This window comes from Tahibacter harae (assembly GCF_024437735.1).
Classification (GTDB): domain Bacteria; phylum Pseudomonadota; class Gammaproteobacteria; order Xanthomonadales; family Rhodanobacteraceae; genus Tahibacter; species Tahibacter harae.
The window spans coordinates 18,544-32,733 of record NZ_JANFQO010000027.1; the positions used below are offsets into that span (position 1 = coordinate 18,544).

Below are 14,190 nucleotides of genomic sequence, written 5' to 3' on the forward strand. Positions count from 1 at the left end.
AGCGGCGCTCAGGTCTTCCTGTCGATCTGCTTGATCATCCCCGAGATGCCGCCCTGCAGCGCATACACCTCGAAGCCCATCTTGGCCATGATGAAGGCCGCCGCGGCGCTGCGCTCGCCGGTATTGCAGTAGACCACGTACTTCTTGCCGCGGTCGTAGGTGCTGACGGTCTCGCGAAACGTATACAAAGGCGTATTCAGCGCGCCCTTGATCGCACGCTGCTCGAATTCCTCGGGCATGCGCACGTCCAGCACCACGGCGCCCTGGCGCGCGAAGATCGAGGCCTTGCCCGGGGTGAGCCAGTCCACCGCCGGCGGCTTCATCACTTCGTCGAAGGCGCGCTTGGCCAGGCGCATGAGCTTGCCGTCCTTGATCATGGCGACGGTGGCATTGCGCACGGTGTTGGCGAGCAGGGCGTCCTCGCCGAAGCTGTCGCCGCGGACCAGGTAGGCGACGACCGAGTCGCCGGTTTCCAGGCTTTTGGAAACGCTGGCCGTGCCGTCCTTGATGACGTAGAAATAATCCGCCGCCTCGCCTTCGCGCACGATCACCTCGCCGGCGCGCACGTCGACCTGCTCGAAGCGCTGGAACATGCGCTCTATGCCGGCGGTGGGCAGCTTGTGCATCACGCGCGACTGCAGTAGGCGGAACACCCAGCGGTTGGCTTCCGGCGAAGGGTCCCAGTGGCGGAAGTTCTCGGTGCGCGAGAGCTGGTCCCAGCAGATGATCTTTTCCATGTAGCGCCGGTCGATGCGCGCGACGGTGGCGCTGATCGAATTGACCGTGGCGGTGAAGCGGCGCGGCTGGATATCGCCCAGGGCGTAGCGGCCCTGCAGGGTGGCGGCGTCGGTTTCCTTGACCTTGCCGTCGGGGTATTCGCCGCGTACCCGGCCGGACAGTACGAAGATGGTGTGCTCGTCCGTGTCGCCGGCGCTGAACAGCACGGCGCCGCGCCCCAGTTCCTCGGTGCTGGCCTCGCGCGCGAGCTGCTCCAGGTTCTCCGGCCGCAGCGAATCCAGCGGGTACAGCTTGGCCAGATCGGCGCTGTTGACGCTCATTGCCTACCCCTAAGAAAAGGTCCCGACAGTTGTCCGCAGTGCGGCTCTTGCCCGGCTGCCTGCTCCGACACCCGGCCCGGCGCCCCCTTGACCCCAGGCGGATGCAGCAGCCCCCGCGCACCCAGACCGAGTTTAGCGGCGCCCCCGCAGCCCGGGAATAGCGCCGTTTTGGGCTGCCCGGCCCGGGACGCTACAATCGGCCCATCCCTTTCGCACAACCGCCCTGGCGTCCCCGCCCGGGCCGAGGTCATTCACGCCATGGACAAGAGTTTCGAACCCGGCCAGATCGAATCCCGTTGGTATGCCCAGTGGGAGGCCAACGGCTGGTTCAAGCCCTCCGGCCAGGGCGAGCCGTATTCCATCCTGCTGCCGCCGCCGAACGTGACCGGCACCCTGCACATGGGCCACGCGTTCCAGCACACCATCATGGACACGCTGATCCGCTACCACCGCATGCGCGGCTGCGACACGCTGTGGCAGCTGGGCACGGACCACGCCGGCATCGCCACCGAGATGGTGGTCAACCGCCTGCTCGCGCCCGAAGGCAAGACCCGCAACGATCTCGGCCGCGACGCTTTCATCGAGCGCGTGTGGGAATGGAAGCAGCAGTCCGGCGATACCATCGAGCGGCAGATGCGCCGCATGGGCGTGTCCGGCGACTGGAGCCGGACCATGTTCACCATGGACGAAATTCCCTCCGAAGCCGTGCGCGAGACCTTCGTGCGCCTGTTCGAGCAGGGCCTGATCTACCGCGGCCAGAAGCTGGTCAACTGGGATCCGGTGCTCAAGACCGCCATCTCCGACCTCGAAGTGGTCAGCGAGGAAGAGGACGGCAAGCTCTGGTCCATCCGCTACCCGCTGGCCGACGGCAGCGACTCGCTGGTCGTCGCCACCACGCGCCCGGAAACCATGCTCGGCGACGTGGCCGTGGCGGTGCATCCGGAGGACGAGCGTTACGCCCACCTGGTCGGCAAGCGGCTGAAGCTGCCGCTGACGGAGCGTGAAATTCCCATCATTGCCGACACCTATGTCGAGCGCGAATTCGGCACCGGCTGCGTCAAGATCACGCCGGCGCACGATTTCAACGACTACGCCATCGGCCAGCGCCACAACCTCGCGCCGATCAACATTTTCACCGACGAGGCGAAGATCAACGACAGCGCGCCGGAAAAATACCGCGGCCAGGACCGCTACGCCGCACGCAAGAGCGTGCTGGCCGACCTGGAAGCCGCCGGCCTGCTGGTCGAGGAAAAGAAGCACAAGCTGCAGGTGCCGCGCGGCGACCGCACCGGCCAGGTGATCGAGCCCTACCTGACCTGGCAGTGGTTCGTGAAGATGGACGGCCTGGCCGCGCGCGGTCTGGAACTTGTGGAAACCGGAAAAGTTCGCTTTGTACCGGAAAACTGGATCAGCACCTACCGCCACTGGCTGGGCAATATCCAGGACTGGTGCATCAGCCGCCAGCTGTGGTGGGGCCACCGCATCCCGGCCTGGTACGATGAGGCCGGCAATGCCTATGTCGCGCGCAGCGAGGAAGACGCCATCGCCCAGGCCACGGCGAAACACGGCGGCGCGGCGGTCACGCTGCGGCGCGAGGACGATGTGCTGGAAACCTGGTTCTCCTCGGCGCTGTGGGCGCATTCCACCCTGGGCTGGCCCAACGAGAAGGCCATGGCCGAGCGCGGCTTCGACCGCTACCTGCCGACCTCGGTGCTGGTCACGGGCTTCGACATCATCTTCTTCTGGGTCGCGCGCATGATCATGCTCACCGACCACTTCACCGGCCAGGTGCCGTTCAAGGACGTCTACATCACCGGCCTGGTGCGCGACAAGGACGGCCAGAAGATGTCCAAGTCCAAGGGCAACGTGCTCGATCCCATCGACATCATCGACGGCATCGAACTCGATGCGCTGGTGCAGAAACGCACCACCGGCCTGATGAAGCCGCAGGACGCGCCCAAGATCGAGAAGGCCACGCGCAAGGATTATCCGCAGGGCATCGCCGCCTACGGCGCCGACGCGCTGCGCTTCACCTTCGCTTCGCTGGCCAGCCACGGCCGCGACATCAAGTTCGACCTGGACCGCTGCGGCGGCTACAAGAACTTCTGCAACAAGCTGTGGAATGCCGCGCGCTTCGCCCTGATGAACTGCGAAGGCTTCAGCGTCGCTGCCGGCACCGCGCCGGCGTTCCAGACCGAGGCCGAACGCTGGATCGTCGCGCGCCTGCAGCGCTGCCTGGCCGAGGTCGAGGCCCAGTTCACCGCCTATCGCTTCGACCTGATTTCCCAGGCCCTGTACGAGTTCACCTGGAACGAGTTCTGCGACTGGTTCCTGGAACTGGCCAAGCCCGCGCTCAACGGCGACGACGCGGCGGCGGTGGCCTCCACCCGCCATACCGTGCTCTACGTGCTGGAAACCCTGCTGCGCGCGCTGCATCCGCTGGTGCCGTTCATCACCGAGGAAATCTGGCAGAACATCGCGCCGCGCCTGGGCATCGCCACGCCCAGCGTGTCGCTGCGGCCGTACCCGCAATCCACTGACCTGGCCGTCGATGCCGCCGCCGAAGGCGAGATCGAATGGCTCAAGGCAGTGATCTCGCAGCTGCGCCGCATCCGCAGCGAAATGAACCTGGCCCCGGCGAAGACCATTCCGCTGCTGCTCGCCGGCGGCAGCGCGAGCGACCGCGCGCGTGCCGGCAAATTCGCCGCCGCCATCGCCTTCCTCGCCCGCGTCGAATCGCAGCAGTGGCTGCAGCCCGGCCAAGCCGAGCCGGCCGCCTCGGCCGCGATCATCGGCGAACTCAAGCTGCTGATCCCGCTCGCCGGCCTGATCGACGTGGGCGCGGAAAAGGCCCGCCTGGCCAAGGAAATCGCACGCCTGGAAGGCGAGATCGCCAAGAGCAACGCCAAGCTCGGCACCGAGACCTTCGTCGCCAACGCGCCGGCCGCCGTGGTCGAACAGGAGCGCCAGCGCCTGGCCGATCACAGCCAGATCCTGGCCGGCCTGCGCGAGCAGGCGCAGCGGCTGGCCGCACTCTGACCCGGCGCGGCCATGCCGTCATTCCTGTACTCGGCACTGGATCAGGACAGCCTGCCCCAGACCGGCCGCGTACAGGCGCCGACACTGGCCGCGGCGCGGCACAAGCTGGAGGCGCAGTCGTATTCGCAGATCTAGCTTTTTCACGGATGAACAGTCGGAACAGGCGGCGGCAACGCACGGGCATCACTTCGAGGGCGTGACGCCCGCGCAGGAACTGGCCGCGCGCCGCGAACGCTTCGGCTGGAGGACGCTGCGCAAGGCCTATATCGACTGCAGCCTGCTATGGCTGCCGCCGGCGCTGTGGCGGCCTGGTCGCTTTACGCGGGCCGGCCCTACGGCTTCTGGGATTGGCTGTCCTTCGTGCTGGCCGCGCTGGCGCTGCTGTTCCCGCCCTGGGCCTTGGCTCCGGCACTGCTCTACAACCGCCTGCAGGAAGCCGTGGCCTGGAAGCGCGCGGATGAAGTCCTGCGTCTGTGCAGCGCGATAGTGCGCCTGCGCCACGTATTTCCCATGGGGCCGCTGCTGCTGGAGGCCCGCCTGTATCGCGCCACCGTCAGCGCAGCCCGCGGCGACCTCGCCGGTGCCCTGGCGAGTGTCGCCGACCTGGAACAGCTGCTGCAGCTGCGCACTATCTACCTGGGCCGGCTGGCCTCCATCTACACCGCGGCGCAGGCCTGGCCGCAGCTGGCCGAAGTCCAGGCCGAAGCGATGGAACTGTCGCAGCACAACAGCAGCGCCGTCATCGACCTCGCCACGACACTGGCCTGGCGCCTGCAGCGCATCGAAGAGGCCGAGACGCTGATGCAGCGCATCGCCGGCTGCGAACTGGCGCTGCCCGCCCAGGCCTATGCCGATTTCGTCAACGGCCTCATCGCCCGCAGCCGCGGGGCCAGAACGGCCGTGCTGAATCGCTGCTGCGCCGCAGTGTGGAGCAGCTGGCGGATTTCAGCGACAACCCGCTGACCCGGCTGGTGATCGACCTGTTCAACGCCGAACGCGTGATCACGCCGGCCGCCCTGGGCAAGACCGCGAAGGCAGCAGAGCTGCTGCGCCAGGTGCTGCCGCGGCTGCAGGCCCACGGCGAACTGGAGACGATCAGGCGCTGCGCGGCGGCGACACTGGCGCGGCCGCCCGGCGGAAAACCTCACGCAGTTGCGCATTCGCAAGCGGAGCGCGGCGCCGCCTCATGACCCTGCATTCACCGGCGTCGCACAGCACGCGCAACCCAGCTCCGCTCGGACACGCTCGCCGTCCGCCGGATTCGCACAACGGAAATCGCGACGTACTGCTGCCCGTAGGATTCGCGCACGGGAAATCACGGCGCACAGTCGCCCGCTTGCATCGAACCGGTCCGCATCCAGACACTGCGCGCCGCCATCGCCTGCAGTCAGCGCCGCTTCCACGTACCGGTCGACGCGCGCCTCACAGACTCAAGGCTGCGGCTTCTGCGTCAACGCCTGTCCCTTCGACGCCGCATAGAACACCACCAGCTTGACCGGCCCCTGCCCCACGTTGCGGCCGTTGTGCAGTACGCCGACGACTTCGGCCAGGGCCTGGCCGGGCTGCAGACGGTTCTTGCGGCCGTCCTGCAGCGAGACTTCCAGTTCGCCTTCCAGCACATAGGCGAAAGACGGCACGGGATGGCTGTGCCAGCCGGTTTCCGCACCGGGCGCGATCTCGATCAGGAGCATGCTGCCTTCGGCCTCGCCAGCGGGCCAGGCCAGGGCCTTGCCGTCCCAGCTGGTGGTGGACTTGAGCAGCGGCGTTGCCTTGACGCCGGCGCTGCCGTCCAGGGCCAGGGCCGGCGTTACTGCGGCGACGAACAACAGGGCAAGCAGGAAACGCATGGTTCTACACCTTGGCGACAGGAAGGGCTTGCAGCATAGCGGCAGCGGCGCGCCCCGCTGCGAGCGGCGCTTATGGCGAAAGGTGTTGCGAGTGTCGCGGCGCGGGCGATGCGGCAGCTTGCGCAGCTGGGCGACGAGGCAGATACAACGTTCGCTGTCCGCAGCACTCCAGCGCACACGCAGGCGAGCGCCCCCGTCCGGATCAGAGGAAATCGAGGATTCCCGTCCAGCGCTCGCCATCGAAATACGCAGCACCGCTGCCGCCGGCGGCCAGCAGGATGCCGTCCCTGGCCGACAGCACGCCGGCCGGGACATCAAGGTCCGCCGGCAATCCGGCCTTGGCGACGCGATCGCCGTCGATAGTCCAGAGACCGTAGTCCGAAGAACCCCAGACCCGGCCACGATAGGCGACCAGGCTGCGGCAGGAGCGCATCGTTCCGCCTTCGCCGATCTGCTTCCACGCATCGCCGCTGCCGCGGTAGATGCTGCCGTCCTGGCTGGCGATACAGACCTCGTCGGCAGCGGCGCAGCGGAGCTGTGCGACAGCGCTGTCACCGGGAAAACGCAGCTCGGTCCAGCGCCCGCCATCGAAATACCAGAGATCGCCGTCGCCACCGGCGCAGTAGATATTGCTCGCCGAAGTCGCCGCCGCGCAGGTGAAACCGAGGCTGTCGCGCTGCTTCCACCAACCGGATACCGGCAAGTCCGCACACAGCGATTCCCAGCGTCCCGGGCCGCTGCGGCGGCACAGCCCGCGATTGCCCTGCACGGCGTAGACCAGCCCGTCGATCGCCAGCACCTGGCGCACCGAGCCGCGCAGCGGGCCGTGCCTGTCCTCGGTGATCCTCGGTTCGAACTCCGACACACCGTTGCCCAGCGCGTAGACCTGGCCGTCCAGGCTGACACCGATCAGTTGTGCCGCCGGCGCATCGGCAACCGCGCATCGCATGAATTCGATATTGCGCAGGGTGCGCAGCGCCCACTGCTTCTCCGCTGGGCGCTGCGGGAAATACACGGCGACGCGGATCGCTGCGCGCAGGTCGGCTTCCGGATCCGCTGGCGCGGCAGGCGCGCCGTCCGGATCGTCGGAATCTTCGTCCAGCGCATAGACATGCGTGGCCATCAGGTAGAAATGCCCGGCACTGCGCACAGCGCAGTCGACGAAGGCGAAATGGCGCAGTTTCTGCTTGATTTCCGGGGTCACCAGCGATTGCCTCTGCGCCCGCCCATGCCGCCGGGCGGTGGCGGTTCGATCACGCCATGGATGCCGTCAGCGACGGCGGGCTGGCCGCGGCCAGGCTGGCGCGCCGTGCTGCACCGGCGCGGTTCCGCCGATCGCACTACGCAGCGGATTGAACCAGCACCCGGACGGCGCTGCATGCTGCCGACCCGGCGCTACCAACGGGGCTGGGCCAGCTCGCACAGTGGCCCGGATTCGCCACGCAGCGTGCGCAGCAGCGCCAGTTGCCAAAGCTGTGGCAAGGAGAACTCCGCCGTATCCGCCGCCAGTGCATTGGCCAGCGGCAGTCCGGCAAGATAGCGCTGCCCGGCCAGGAAGCGCCCGGCGTTCATCTGCAGCCACTGGCGCAGTCGCGGTACGTCGGGCGGCAGCAGGCCGGCATCTTCGTCGTGCTCGTCGTCGTCCTCGTCGGCGTCATGGTCGTGCTGATCGTGCGCGTGTTCGGCTTCGTCGTCCTCGCGCTCGGGAACGCGCTTGTGCGGCTGCGGCGGATCCTGCAGCCACAGCTCGTCGGCCTCCATGTCGGCGCCGGTGATGTGGCAGATCGCATACGCCGCCAGGCGCGCGTATTCCGGCACCTGCAGCCATTGGGAAAGCTGCAGCAGGCCGGCCGGGTCACCGCGCCAGGCCAGCGCCCAGATCAACTCGCGGTGCCACGCGCCGACCTTGGCCAATTGGTTGAAAATGGCAGCAAAATTTTCACTCGGCGCTGCCACTGCCCAGGCCAGTATCGCCCGGCGCAGCGTGCTGCCTTCCAGTTGCTCCAGCCCGGCGCCCAGCCGCGCCGCACCGGCTGCATCGCCGAGCAGGCTGAGGGCGTAGGCCGCCTCAAAGCGGCACAGCGGTACCGTGTCCTCCAGCCCGTCCAGCAGGCGCTCGCGATGCTGCGCCAGCCGCCACTCGCCGACCGCACGGAACACCCGCGCGCGCAAAGACGCATCGGCTTCCTCGACGCCGTCCAGCACTACGGTGTCGCGCTTGACCCGCGGATGGCGCATCGCCGCAGGCACCGCCGCCCGGCGCAGTGCCGGCACCCGCGAAGTCCACCAACGCTGCAGCAGCGGCAGTGCCTCGTCCGGCTGCGCCCACAGCAGGGCCGCTGCCGCACCGCGCGCCAGCTCGGGCGATGCCTGCAGCTGCGCCTCGAGCTGGGCAAGGCCCGCCTCGTCGCGGCTGTGCAACAGCACGTAGGTACTCGCGAAAGCCTCGTCGGCCGTCTTCCAGCGCTGCAGGCTCTCCAGCACCAGCGGCGCAGCCGCGGCGCCGGCCACGCGCAGGCCTTCCAGATGAGCGTCCAGCAATTGGTCCACCCGCGCGAGGTGCTCGCGCCGGTAGACCGGGCTCCACAGGCCGTCCTGGCGGCGCAACCAGCAGAAGGCTGCCTCTTCGCAATGCTGCTGCACTATCGCCAGGACAGGGGATCGGTTCGGATTCATGAATGACGGATTGGCGATATTTGAAGATTACCGGAGAATTTCATTCCGCCGCAGCGGGGTTGTGTTACCGCAGGAACTGGACTGGCGAACATCCGCCGGCAAAACCGCGGCGGCACCCGTCCGGCACCGGCAGGCCGGGCCGGACGCAGCAGCGTGCGTAGCGGCAATGCCTCGACCGCGCGTGCCGGTCAGGAATAAGGTGCCACCAGCGTCTTCCACGATTTGCCGTCGTAGGCATTGACGTCGTACAGGCTGGCGATGACCAGCAGGCCGTCGTAGGCGTCCATATGGCCGGTGTAGACGACATCGACGCCGTTGTGCTGCGGCCTGCGCACCTCCTTGCCGTCCCAGACGCGCAACTGGTAGTCCGAACACAGCCACAGCTGATTCTCGAACCACACGGAGCTGTTGTTCAGCAGGCTGGACTCGCCCTTGTACACCTGCTTCCAGGTGTCCTTGGAACCGATCCAGAGATTGCCGCCTTCGCCGCTGATATAGACCTTGCCGTCAGGACCGACGGTGACCGTACCCAGCTGTTCATTGCTGGGGAAATCACAGCGTGTCCATTTTTTTCCCTCGTAGCGCCAGACATCACCGCCAGCACCGACGGCGTACAGTTCTTTCTCGCTGAGACCGTCCATGTCGTTGAAACCAACATCGCTGATTTCACCCTCGCCCGGCTTGGGCAGGCCTTCCAGGCGCTCCCAGCGCCCTACAGCCACGCGCTTGAAAATCTTGCGATTGCGGCCTACCGAGTAGGCATAGCCGTCTATGCACTTGACCCGCTGGGTAATCGGATTGAGATCGGTGCCGATGCGCTCCATGGCGCCGGGCTTGCCGCCGCCTATGGAATAGACGCTGCCTTCGTTATTGCGCGCGACGACCAAAGCCTGTGCGATGGGCTTGCGCGACACGCCGCAACGCGGCCGGTTGAAGCCGTCCAGTTCGCTCCAGCCATGCCGCTTCTCCACGTTCTGTTCGTCCAGGTAGATCGACAGCAGGCGCGTGCCGATGTCGTGATCCCACGTACTGGACTGCTTTTCCACGTCCAGGTCGGGACGCGCAACCAGGTATACGATGTTCCGGTCGCGCACGGCGCAGTCGACGATATGCCAGCCCTTGTAGTGCTTCTCCCACTGCGGGCGCGCGATGAACGGAGTATTGCTGTCTTTCGCCACGTCGTATTACCTCGTCTGGTTGCCGGAGCTTATCGCTGCGCCCGTCTTGTCCTTGGCGTCGAGCTGCGCGTTGGGGCAAAGCTTGTCGAAATAGTCCTTCAGCTGGGCGCGCATGCAAGCCTCGTCGCACAGCGACAACGGGAATGCCTCCTTGTGCGCCTTCACCGAGGCTTTGATAGCATCCTGTATGCTGATCTTGCCGTTCCTGATCTTGCCGTCGTCGAACATGCCGCGCATCTGCGAGTCCGTCGCATCGTGGATGCGCCCATGGCTGCCGGCATCCTTGAGCGCCGACTCCACGCAGACAGTCGGCGCATCGCCGTGCTTGTAGCCCGGGCAGACGGTGTCGTTGAGCATGGTGTCGGGCACGAGATGGTGTCCCGTCTGGCCGGGACAGCAGCCGCCATTGTTGGACGTCTCGACGTTGGTGGACTTCGTACTCTGCTTCTTGTGATGTCCCTTGGTGCTGTACGGCACAAGGTTGCATTTGCGCATGCGCAGGCAGGCATTCATCTGCGCGATGGCGTCCTGGATGTCGCCCATCAAGGTCGGCAGTTTTTCCGCGGTCACCTTGCCGGTCACCGGATCACGATAGCGATCCAGCACGTCCTTCATCTTGCCCAGCTGGCCGGTGACCGAGCGGAACTGGTTGGCGTACTCCTTGACCACGCGATTGATCTCGCGCACATCGCCAATACCGCTGACCACGTCCCAGGCCGTCCACAGGCCCATGGCGATATTGCCGGCCAGCGGGACGGAGCTGCCCGCCGCCTGCTTCACGCCGGCCTTGAGCAGGATCTTGCCGGCGACCTTCAGACCAGCGCTCTGCGCATACTCCAGCATCAAGCCGCCCAGCCCTTCCAGGCTGAGGAGTTCGTCCTTGGCCGTCTGGAAGGCATCCTCGGCCTGCTTCATGAACTCTTCGGCCTTGCCCGTGTTGTTGGGGAACTGCAGGCCGTCGCAATGATCGTCAGTCCAGTGCCAGGCACCGCCTTCGCCGTTCTTCTTTTTCTGCCCTAGCTTGGGGAATTTCTTTTTCTTGGCCCGCAGCGGCTTCTTGTATTCCGAATCGTCCTCTTCTTTGCCGCATTCGCGTTCGATGCGCTTGGTTTCGTCCTTGCAGGGGTTCTTGTCGAAGAAACCCTGGGAAATGTAGGGGAAAAGCGCTGTGTTGGCCGGATTGCCGTGATTGTGCGTGGTGTTGTCGAAATTCCGGTCCACGCAGAGACCTTCGACCTTCACATTCGGCGACCAGCCGGTGAAATAGCAGCGCCCCTTGATCTTGGTCGAGACGATGCCTTTCTTCAGCCCCGGAGTGGCCGGCTCGTCGCCGTAGCTGGTGCGGAAATAGGACTTGTCCTGCAGCGAGATCTGCTTGCGCTGGATATAGACCGAACGGCTGCCGTTGCTGATGTCCTTGGCAAAACAGGAGTTCGGATACGGTATGGGCACGCCGGGCGGCGGCGGTGTCGGCGGCGAGAAACACACATCCGGGAAAGCTGCCGAGTAGCCGATGGTGGCCTTCGAGGCGATCTCATGACCGTTGGCGAATACGTTGCTTCTAGGCATGGTCGTCACCCTGGCAGTGCAAAGACGTCGGCAGGACAGCGCAGACCGCGGCAGGGCCCGTCGCTGCGAAGTAGGTAGTCGAACTCATAAGCGTCCTTGTCCCGCTCAATGTGTACGATGGGACAGCACCAGCGCGCCGCGCGCCGGTTGCACCGAGGACAGGTGCACCAGGGCGTTCGGCCCGCACAGGCGATTCACTCGCGCCAGATGCCACAGATAGCCGATCAGCAGCGGCCCGAAAGCGGCACCGACATGGCCGACACGGGTCGCCGGCTGCAGGTACTGGTAGCCCGGCGGCAGCGGCTGGCGCAGCACCCGCGCCCAGGCATAGGCGGCCTCGTCGAAGAAATACTCTTCGCCGGCGGCATCGGTAAGGCGGGCGTGCATCTCGTGCGCCTGCATGCCGGCATCGCGCAGCGCACGCTGGATGGCCTGGGCCAGGCCCTTGCCCGAGCAGGGCTCGTCCGCCAGCAGCGTCGCGCTTTCCTCGGCCATGCCAAGCCCGCGCAGCAGCAGGGCGGCCCCCTTCGACGCCGCCGTCTCCGCCTGCACCAGGATCGCGGCAGCGGCCTCGCCGGGAATGAAGCCTGCCGACTGCGCCGTCGACAACAGCCGATCGTGCTTCAGACCACTGTGCACGTCAGGGACATTCAGCCAGGAATCCACCCCGGCAATCAGCACGCAGGGCGCCCCGCCGCCGATGAACGCGCGCGCCGCCTCCAGTGCGGCAATGCACGACGACTCACCGCCGGTGAATGCCTGCATGTGCAGGCGCTCCGGCTGGGCGAAGAATCCCGCGCACTGGCGGTGCATGGCATAGGCGGTTTCGAGCATGGGGCCGGAACGGGTGTCATCGCCCAGCATCAGCAGCGGCACGGAAGCCGGCAGGGGCAGCTTGACCTGGGCATTCGCCAGGCACTCCTCGATCGCCAGGGTCAGGGCCAGGGCAAAGCGTTCGCTGCCGCCGGTGCGGCTGCCGTCGGCATCGCCGGGCAGGACCAGCGGCATGGCCGCTCCCAGCAGCGGTTCGCCAAAACGGTCCAGGAAGCGGGTTTCCTGGAAGTTGTCCACTGCGGCGCGGATCGCTGCCGCGCTGGAGGCAAGATCCAGGCCGACGCTGGTGGTCGCACCGGCTCCCGCCACGCGCAGAACAAGTGCGCAGCTCATGCCTCGTCTCCGTCGTGCAGCGGCGCATTGACCGGAGCCAGGTCCTCGTCGTTGGTTTCGAAGCCGCCGCAGCCGCAGTCCTCGGTGCCCAGCACCCGGGATTTCCACCAGCGTTTACATACGCTGCCGGCGGCAACCATGTCGATCTCGCGCAGACTGCGCCGCAGCGGATGCTGCGCGCGCCAGAGCACGATCAACTGCTCGTTGTGTACATCCAGCGTCACACTGTCGACCACCGCCTGCAGCAGATGCAGCTTGCGTGTCGCATCCAGCACCGCCACCGGCATTTCCAGCGGCGGCAGCGAGAAAAAGATATGCGACCGCTGCGGATGCAGGTTCAGCAGCCGCACTTCCTCGCCGCCCTGCGGATAGTCAATCTGCTGATCTTCCGGCGCCGCCTGGAAATAGCGTTCGTCGAAATCCTCCGGCAGCAGCGGAAACACTTCCTCTTTCCAGCGCTCGTCATAGGTGCCGGCAAGCGGCTGGCGCGGCTGCCAGCTCCGCCCTATGGGCCCGAACGACCAGGGCCGGTACCTGCCGTTGCTCAGACTGATCGGTTCGCCGGGCTGTTCGATATTCGGCAGCGGCTGGCCGTGCAGGTCCGCTTCGCCGTGCGGACCGGCATAACCGCGCCCCACGGGATTGGCCGGATGTGCATGCACCTGGCCGCCCAGCTCGCAGCTGCCGCCGAAGGCACGGCCGTAGGTGATAGGCATGCTGGTGAACGGCTCCGGCGCCGACGGGCTGAGCCCGACCACGCCGTAGCGCCAGGTACGGTCACCGACCACATGCGCCCATTTCTCACAGGCACCCAGACGGAATGCCACATCAAGCTCGCGCACCGGCAGTTGCCCGGGAGCCTGCGCGCTCGCATGCACGATCACATCGCAGCGCGGCTTGCGGGTCGCATAGTCCGACTCGAACAGCGGCGTGGACAGGCCGGGCTCACCGTCGAAGACGTCACTGACCAGCACCGGCACCTGCTTCGCTGCAGGCTGCGCAACCTCGCCGTCGCGCGCGGGAAAGGCATAGGTTCCCTTGACCAGCACCACCAGCAGGCGCCGGCCGGATTTCTCGATGGCCTGTTGCGCCTCCAGCAGGAAGGGAGAGCCGTTGATGATTTCCATATCGCTCAATTCAACTTGATGGAGGCGCCGCGGATGCGGTTCAGACCGGTCGCGTGGCTCACCACGGTGGTGCCGCGCAGCTCGATGCGGCCATCGCTGCTCAGGCGCAACGAAGCCTTGCCGCAACGCAATTCGATGGCCCGCTCGGCTTCCACGCTGAAAGACTCGGCTTCCTGCGTGGTCGTCGCCGCGCCAACGGCATGCAAGGTAATCACCGGGTCCTGCAGCACGCCCATGATCAGCGGCCGTACTGGATCGCCGCCCTCGAACAGCAGCGCGCACTGGCGTCCTTCCTGGCCCGGACTGAGGGCGCAGATCGCGCGCGCTACGCGCGGCGTCTCCATGCGGCCGGGCACTACGATGCGCGGCTGACCGGCGGCATCGAAATCATGCAGCACGCCAACGAGCACACCGTGGATCAGCGCTTCGTCGGCCACGGTGGCCAGCGGCCGCCCGCCAAGCAGGTTCTGCATCAGCTCCGAAGCGTCAGCGCCGGACACAGTGCGCGCTGTCGCGCGGGTTTCAGTGC

General features: G+C 66.5%; 13 protein-coding genes. 4 read left to right on the forward strand and 9 right to left on the reverse strand.

What is annotated here, in order from left to right; genetic code table 11:
• Positions 1–8: 8 nt before the first annotated feature.
• Positions 9–1,058, reverse strand: coding sequence for a cyclic nucleotide-binding domain-containing protein (locus NM961_RS21285; RefSeq protein ID WP_255916443.1), 1,050 nt, complete (start codon positions 1,056–1,058; stop codon positions 9–11).
• Between the two features lie 249 nt (positions 1,059–1,307).
• On the opposite strand from NM961_RS21285, the gene NM961_RS21290 reads away from it, so the two are divergent.
• From NM961_RS21290 to NM961_RS21305, 4 genes are all read left to right on the forward strand, one after another.
• A complete protein-coding gene (locus NM961_RS21290; RefSeq protein WP_439334235.1) occupies positions 1,308–4,097 on the forward strand; it encodes a valine--tRNA ligase in 2,790 nt (929 codons plus the stop codon).
• A gap of 12 nt (positions 4,098–4,109) precedes the next feature.
• Positions 4,110–4,232, forward strand: coding sequence for a hypothetical protein (locus NM961_RS21295; protein ID WP_255916445.1), 123 nt, complete (start codon positions 4,110–4,112; stop codon positions 4,230–4,232).
• Positions 4,233–4,379: 147 nt separating this feature from the next.
• Complete coding sequence (locus NM961_RS21300) at positions 4,380–5,060, forward strand: tetratricopeptide repeat protein (RefSeq protein WP_255916446.1); 681 nt, start codon at positions 4,380–4,382, stop codon at positions 5,058–5,060.
• Positions 5,061–5,068: 8 nt separating this feature from the next.
• Positions 5,069–5,287, forward strand: coding sequence for a hypothetical protein (locus tag NM961_RS21305; RefSeq protein ID WP_255916447.1), 219 nt, complete (start codon positions 5,069–5,071; stop codon positions 5,285–5,287).
• A gap of 240 nt (positions 5,288–5,527) precedes the next feature.
• On the opposite strand, the gene NM961_RS21310 is transcribed toward NM961_RS21305, so the two are convergent.
• The 8 genes from NM961_RS21310 to NM961_RS21345 all read right to left on the reverse strand — a co-directional run bounded on the left by NM961_RS21310 (position 5,528) and on the right by NM961_RS21345 (position 14,134).
• Positions 5,528–5,944 (reverse strand): cupin domain-containing protein, encoded by a 417-nt coding sequence (locus NM961_RS21310; RefSeq protein ID WP_255916448.1) that lies wholly within the window; start codon positions 5,942–5,944, stop codon positions 5,528–5,530.
• Positions 5,945–6,146: 202 nt separating this feature from the next.
• Positions 6,147–7,148 carry a hypothetical protein gene (locus NM961_RS21315; RefSeq protein ID WP_255916449.1) on the reverse strand — a complete coding sequence of 334 codons (1,002 nt, stop codon included), beginning with the start codon at positions 7,146–7,148 and terminating at the stop codon, positions 6,147–6,149.
• A gap of 191 nt (positions 7,149–7,339) precedes the next feature.
• Complete coding sequence (locus NM961_RS21320) at positions 7,340–8,620, reverse strand: hypothetical protein (protein WP_255916450.1); 1,281 nt, start codon at positions 8,618–8,620, stop codon at positions 7,340–7,342.
• Between the two features lie 188 nt (positions 8,621–8,808).
• Positions 8,809–9,798, reverse strand: a complete 990-nt coding sequence (locus NM961_RS21325; protein ID WP_255916451.1) for a beta propeller repeat protein — start codon at positions 9,796–9,798, stop codon at positions 8,809–8,811.
• Positions 9,799–9,804: 6 nt separating this feature from the next.
• Entirely contained in the window at positions 9,805–11,367 is a 1,563-nt protein-coding gene (locus tag NM961_RS21330) for a PAAR-like domain-containing protein (protein WP_255916452.1), read from the reverse strand.
• A gap of 105 nt (positions 11,368–11,472) precedes the next feature.
• Positions 11,473–12,534, reverse strand: coding sequence for a hypothetical protein (locus NM961_RS21335; protein WP_255916453.1), 1,062 nt, complete (start codon positions 12,532–12,534; stop codon positions 11,473–11,475).
• A complete protein-coding gene (locus tag NM961_RS21340; RefSeq protein ID WP_255916492.1) occupies positions 12,531–13,661 on the reverse strand; it encodes a DUF2169 family type VI secretion system accessory protein in 1,131 nt (376 codons plus the stop codon). The genes NM961_RS21335 and NM961_RS21340 overlap by 4 nt, the downstream gene beginning before the upstream one ends.
• A 5-nt stretch (positions 13,662–13,666) precedes the next feature.
• Positions 13,667–14,134, reverse strand: a complete 468-nt coding sequence (locus NM961_RS21345) for a DUF6484 domain-containing protein (RefSeq protein ID WP_255916454.1) — start codon at positions 14,132–14,134, stop codon at positions 13,667–13,669.
• Between the last annotated feature and the right edge of the window lie 56 nt (positions 14,135–14,190).

Coding starts and splice junctions, on each gene's coding strand:
- NM961_RS21285 (WP_255916443.1), bottom strand. CDS start 1,058: ATGAGCGTCAACAGCGCCGATCTGGCCAAGCTGTACCCGCTGGATTCG.
- NM961_RS21295 (WP_255916445.1), top strand. CDS start 4,110: ATGCCGTCATTCCTGTACTCGGCACTGGATCAGGACAGCCTGCCCCAG.
- NM961_RS21300 (WP_255916446.1), top strand. CDS start 4,380: ATGGCTGCCGCCGGCGCTGTGGCGGCCTGGTCGCTTTACGCGGGCCGG.
- NM961_RS21310 (WP_255916448.1), bottom strand. CDS start 5,944: ATGCGTTTCCTGCTTGCCCTGTTGTTCGTCGCCGCAGTAACGCCGGCC.
- NM961_RS21320 (WP_255916450.1), bottom strand. CDS start 8,620: ATGAATCCGAACCGATCCCCTGTCCTGGCGATAGTGCAGCAGCATTGC.
- NM961_RS21330 (WP_255916452.1), bottom strand. CDS start 11,367: ATGCCTAGAAGCAACGTATTCGCCAACGGTCATGAGATCGCCTCGAAG.
- NM961_RS21335 (WP_255916453.1), bottom strand. CDS start 12,534: ATGAGCTGCGCACTTGTTCTGCGCGTGGCGGGAGCCGGTGCGACCACC.
- NM961_RS21340 (WP_255916492.1), bottom strand. CDS start 13,661: ATGGAAATCATCAACGGCTCTCCCTTCCTGCTGGAGGCGCAACAGGCC.
- NM961_RS21345 (WP_255916454.1), bottom strand. CDS start 14,134: ATGCAGAACCTGCTTGGCGGGCGGCCGCTGGCCACCGTGGCCGACGAA.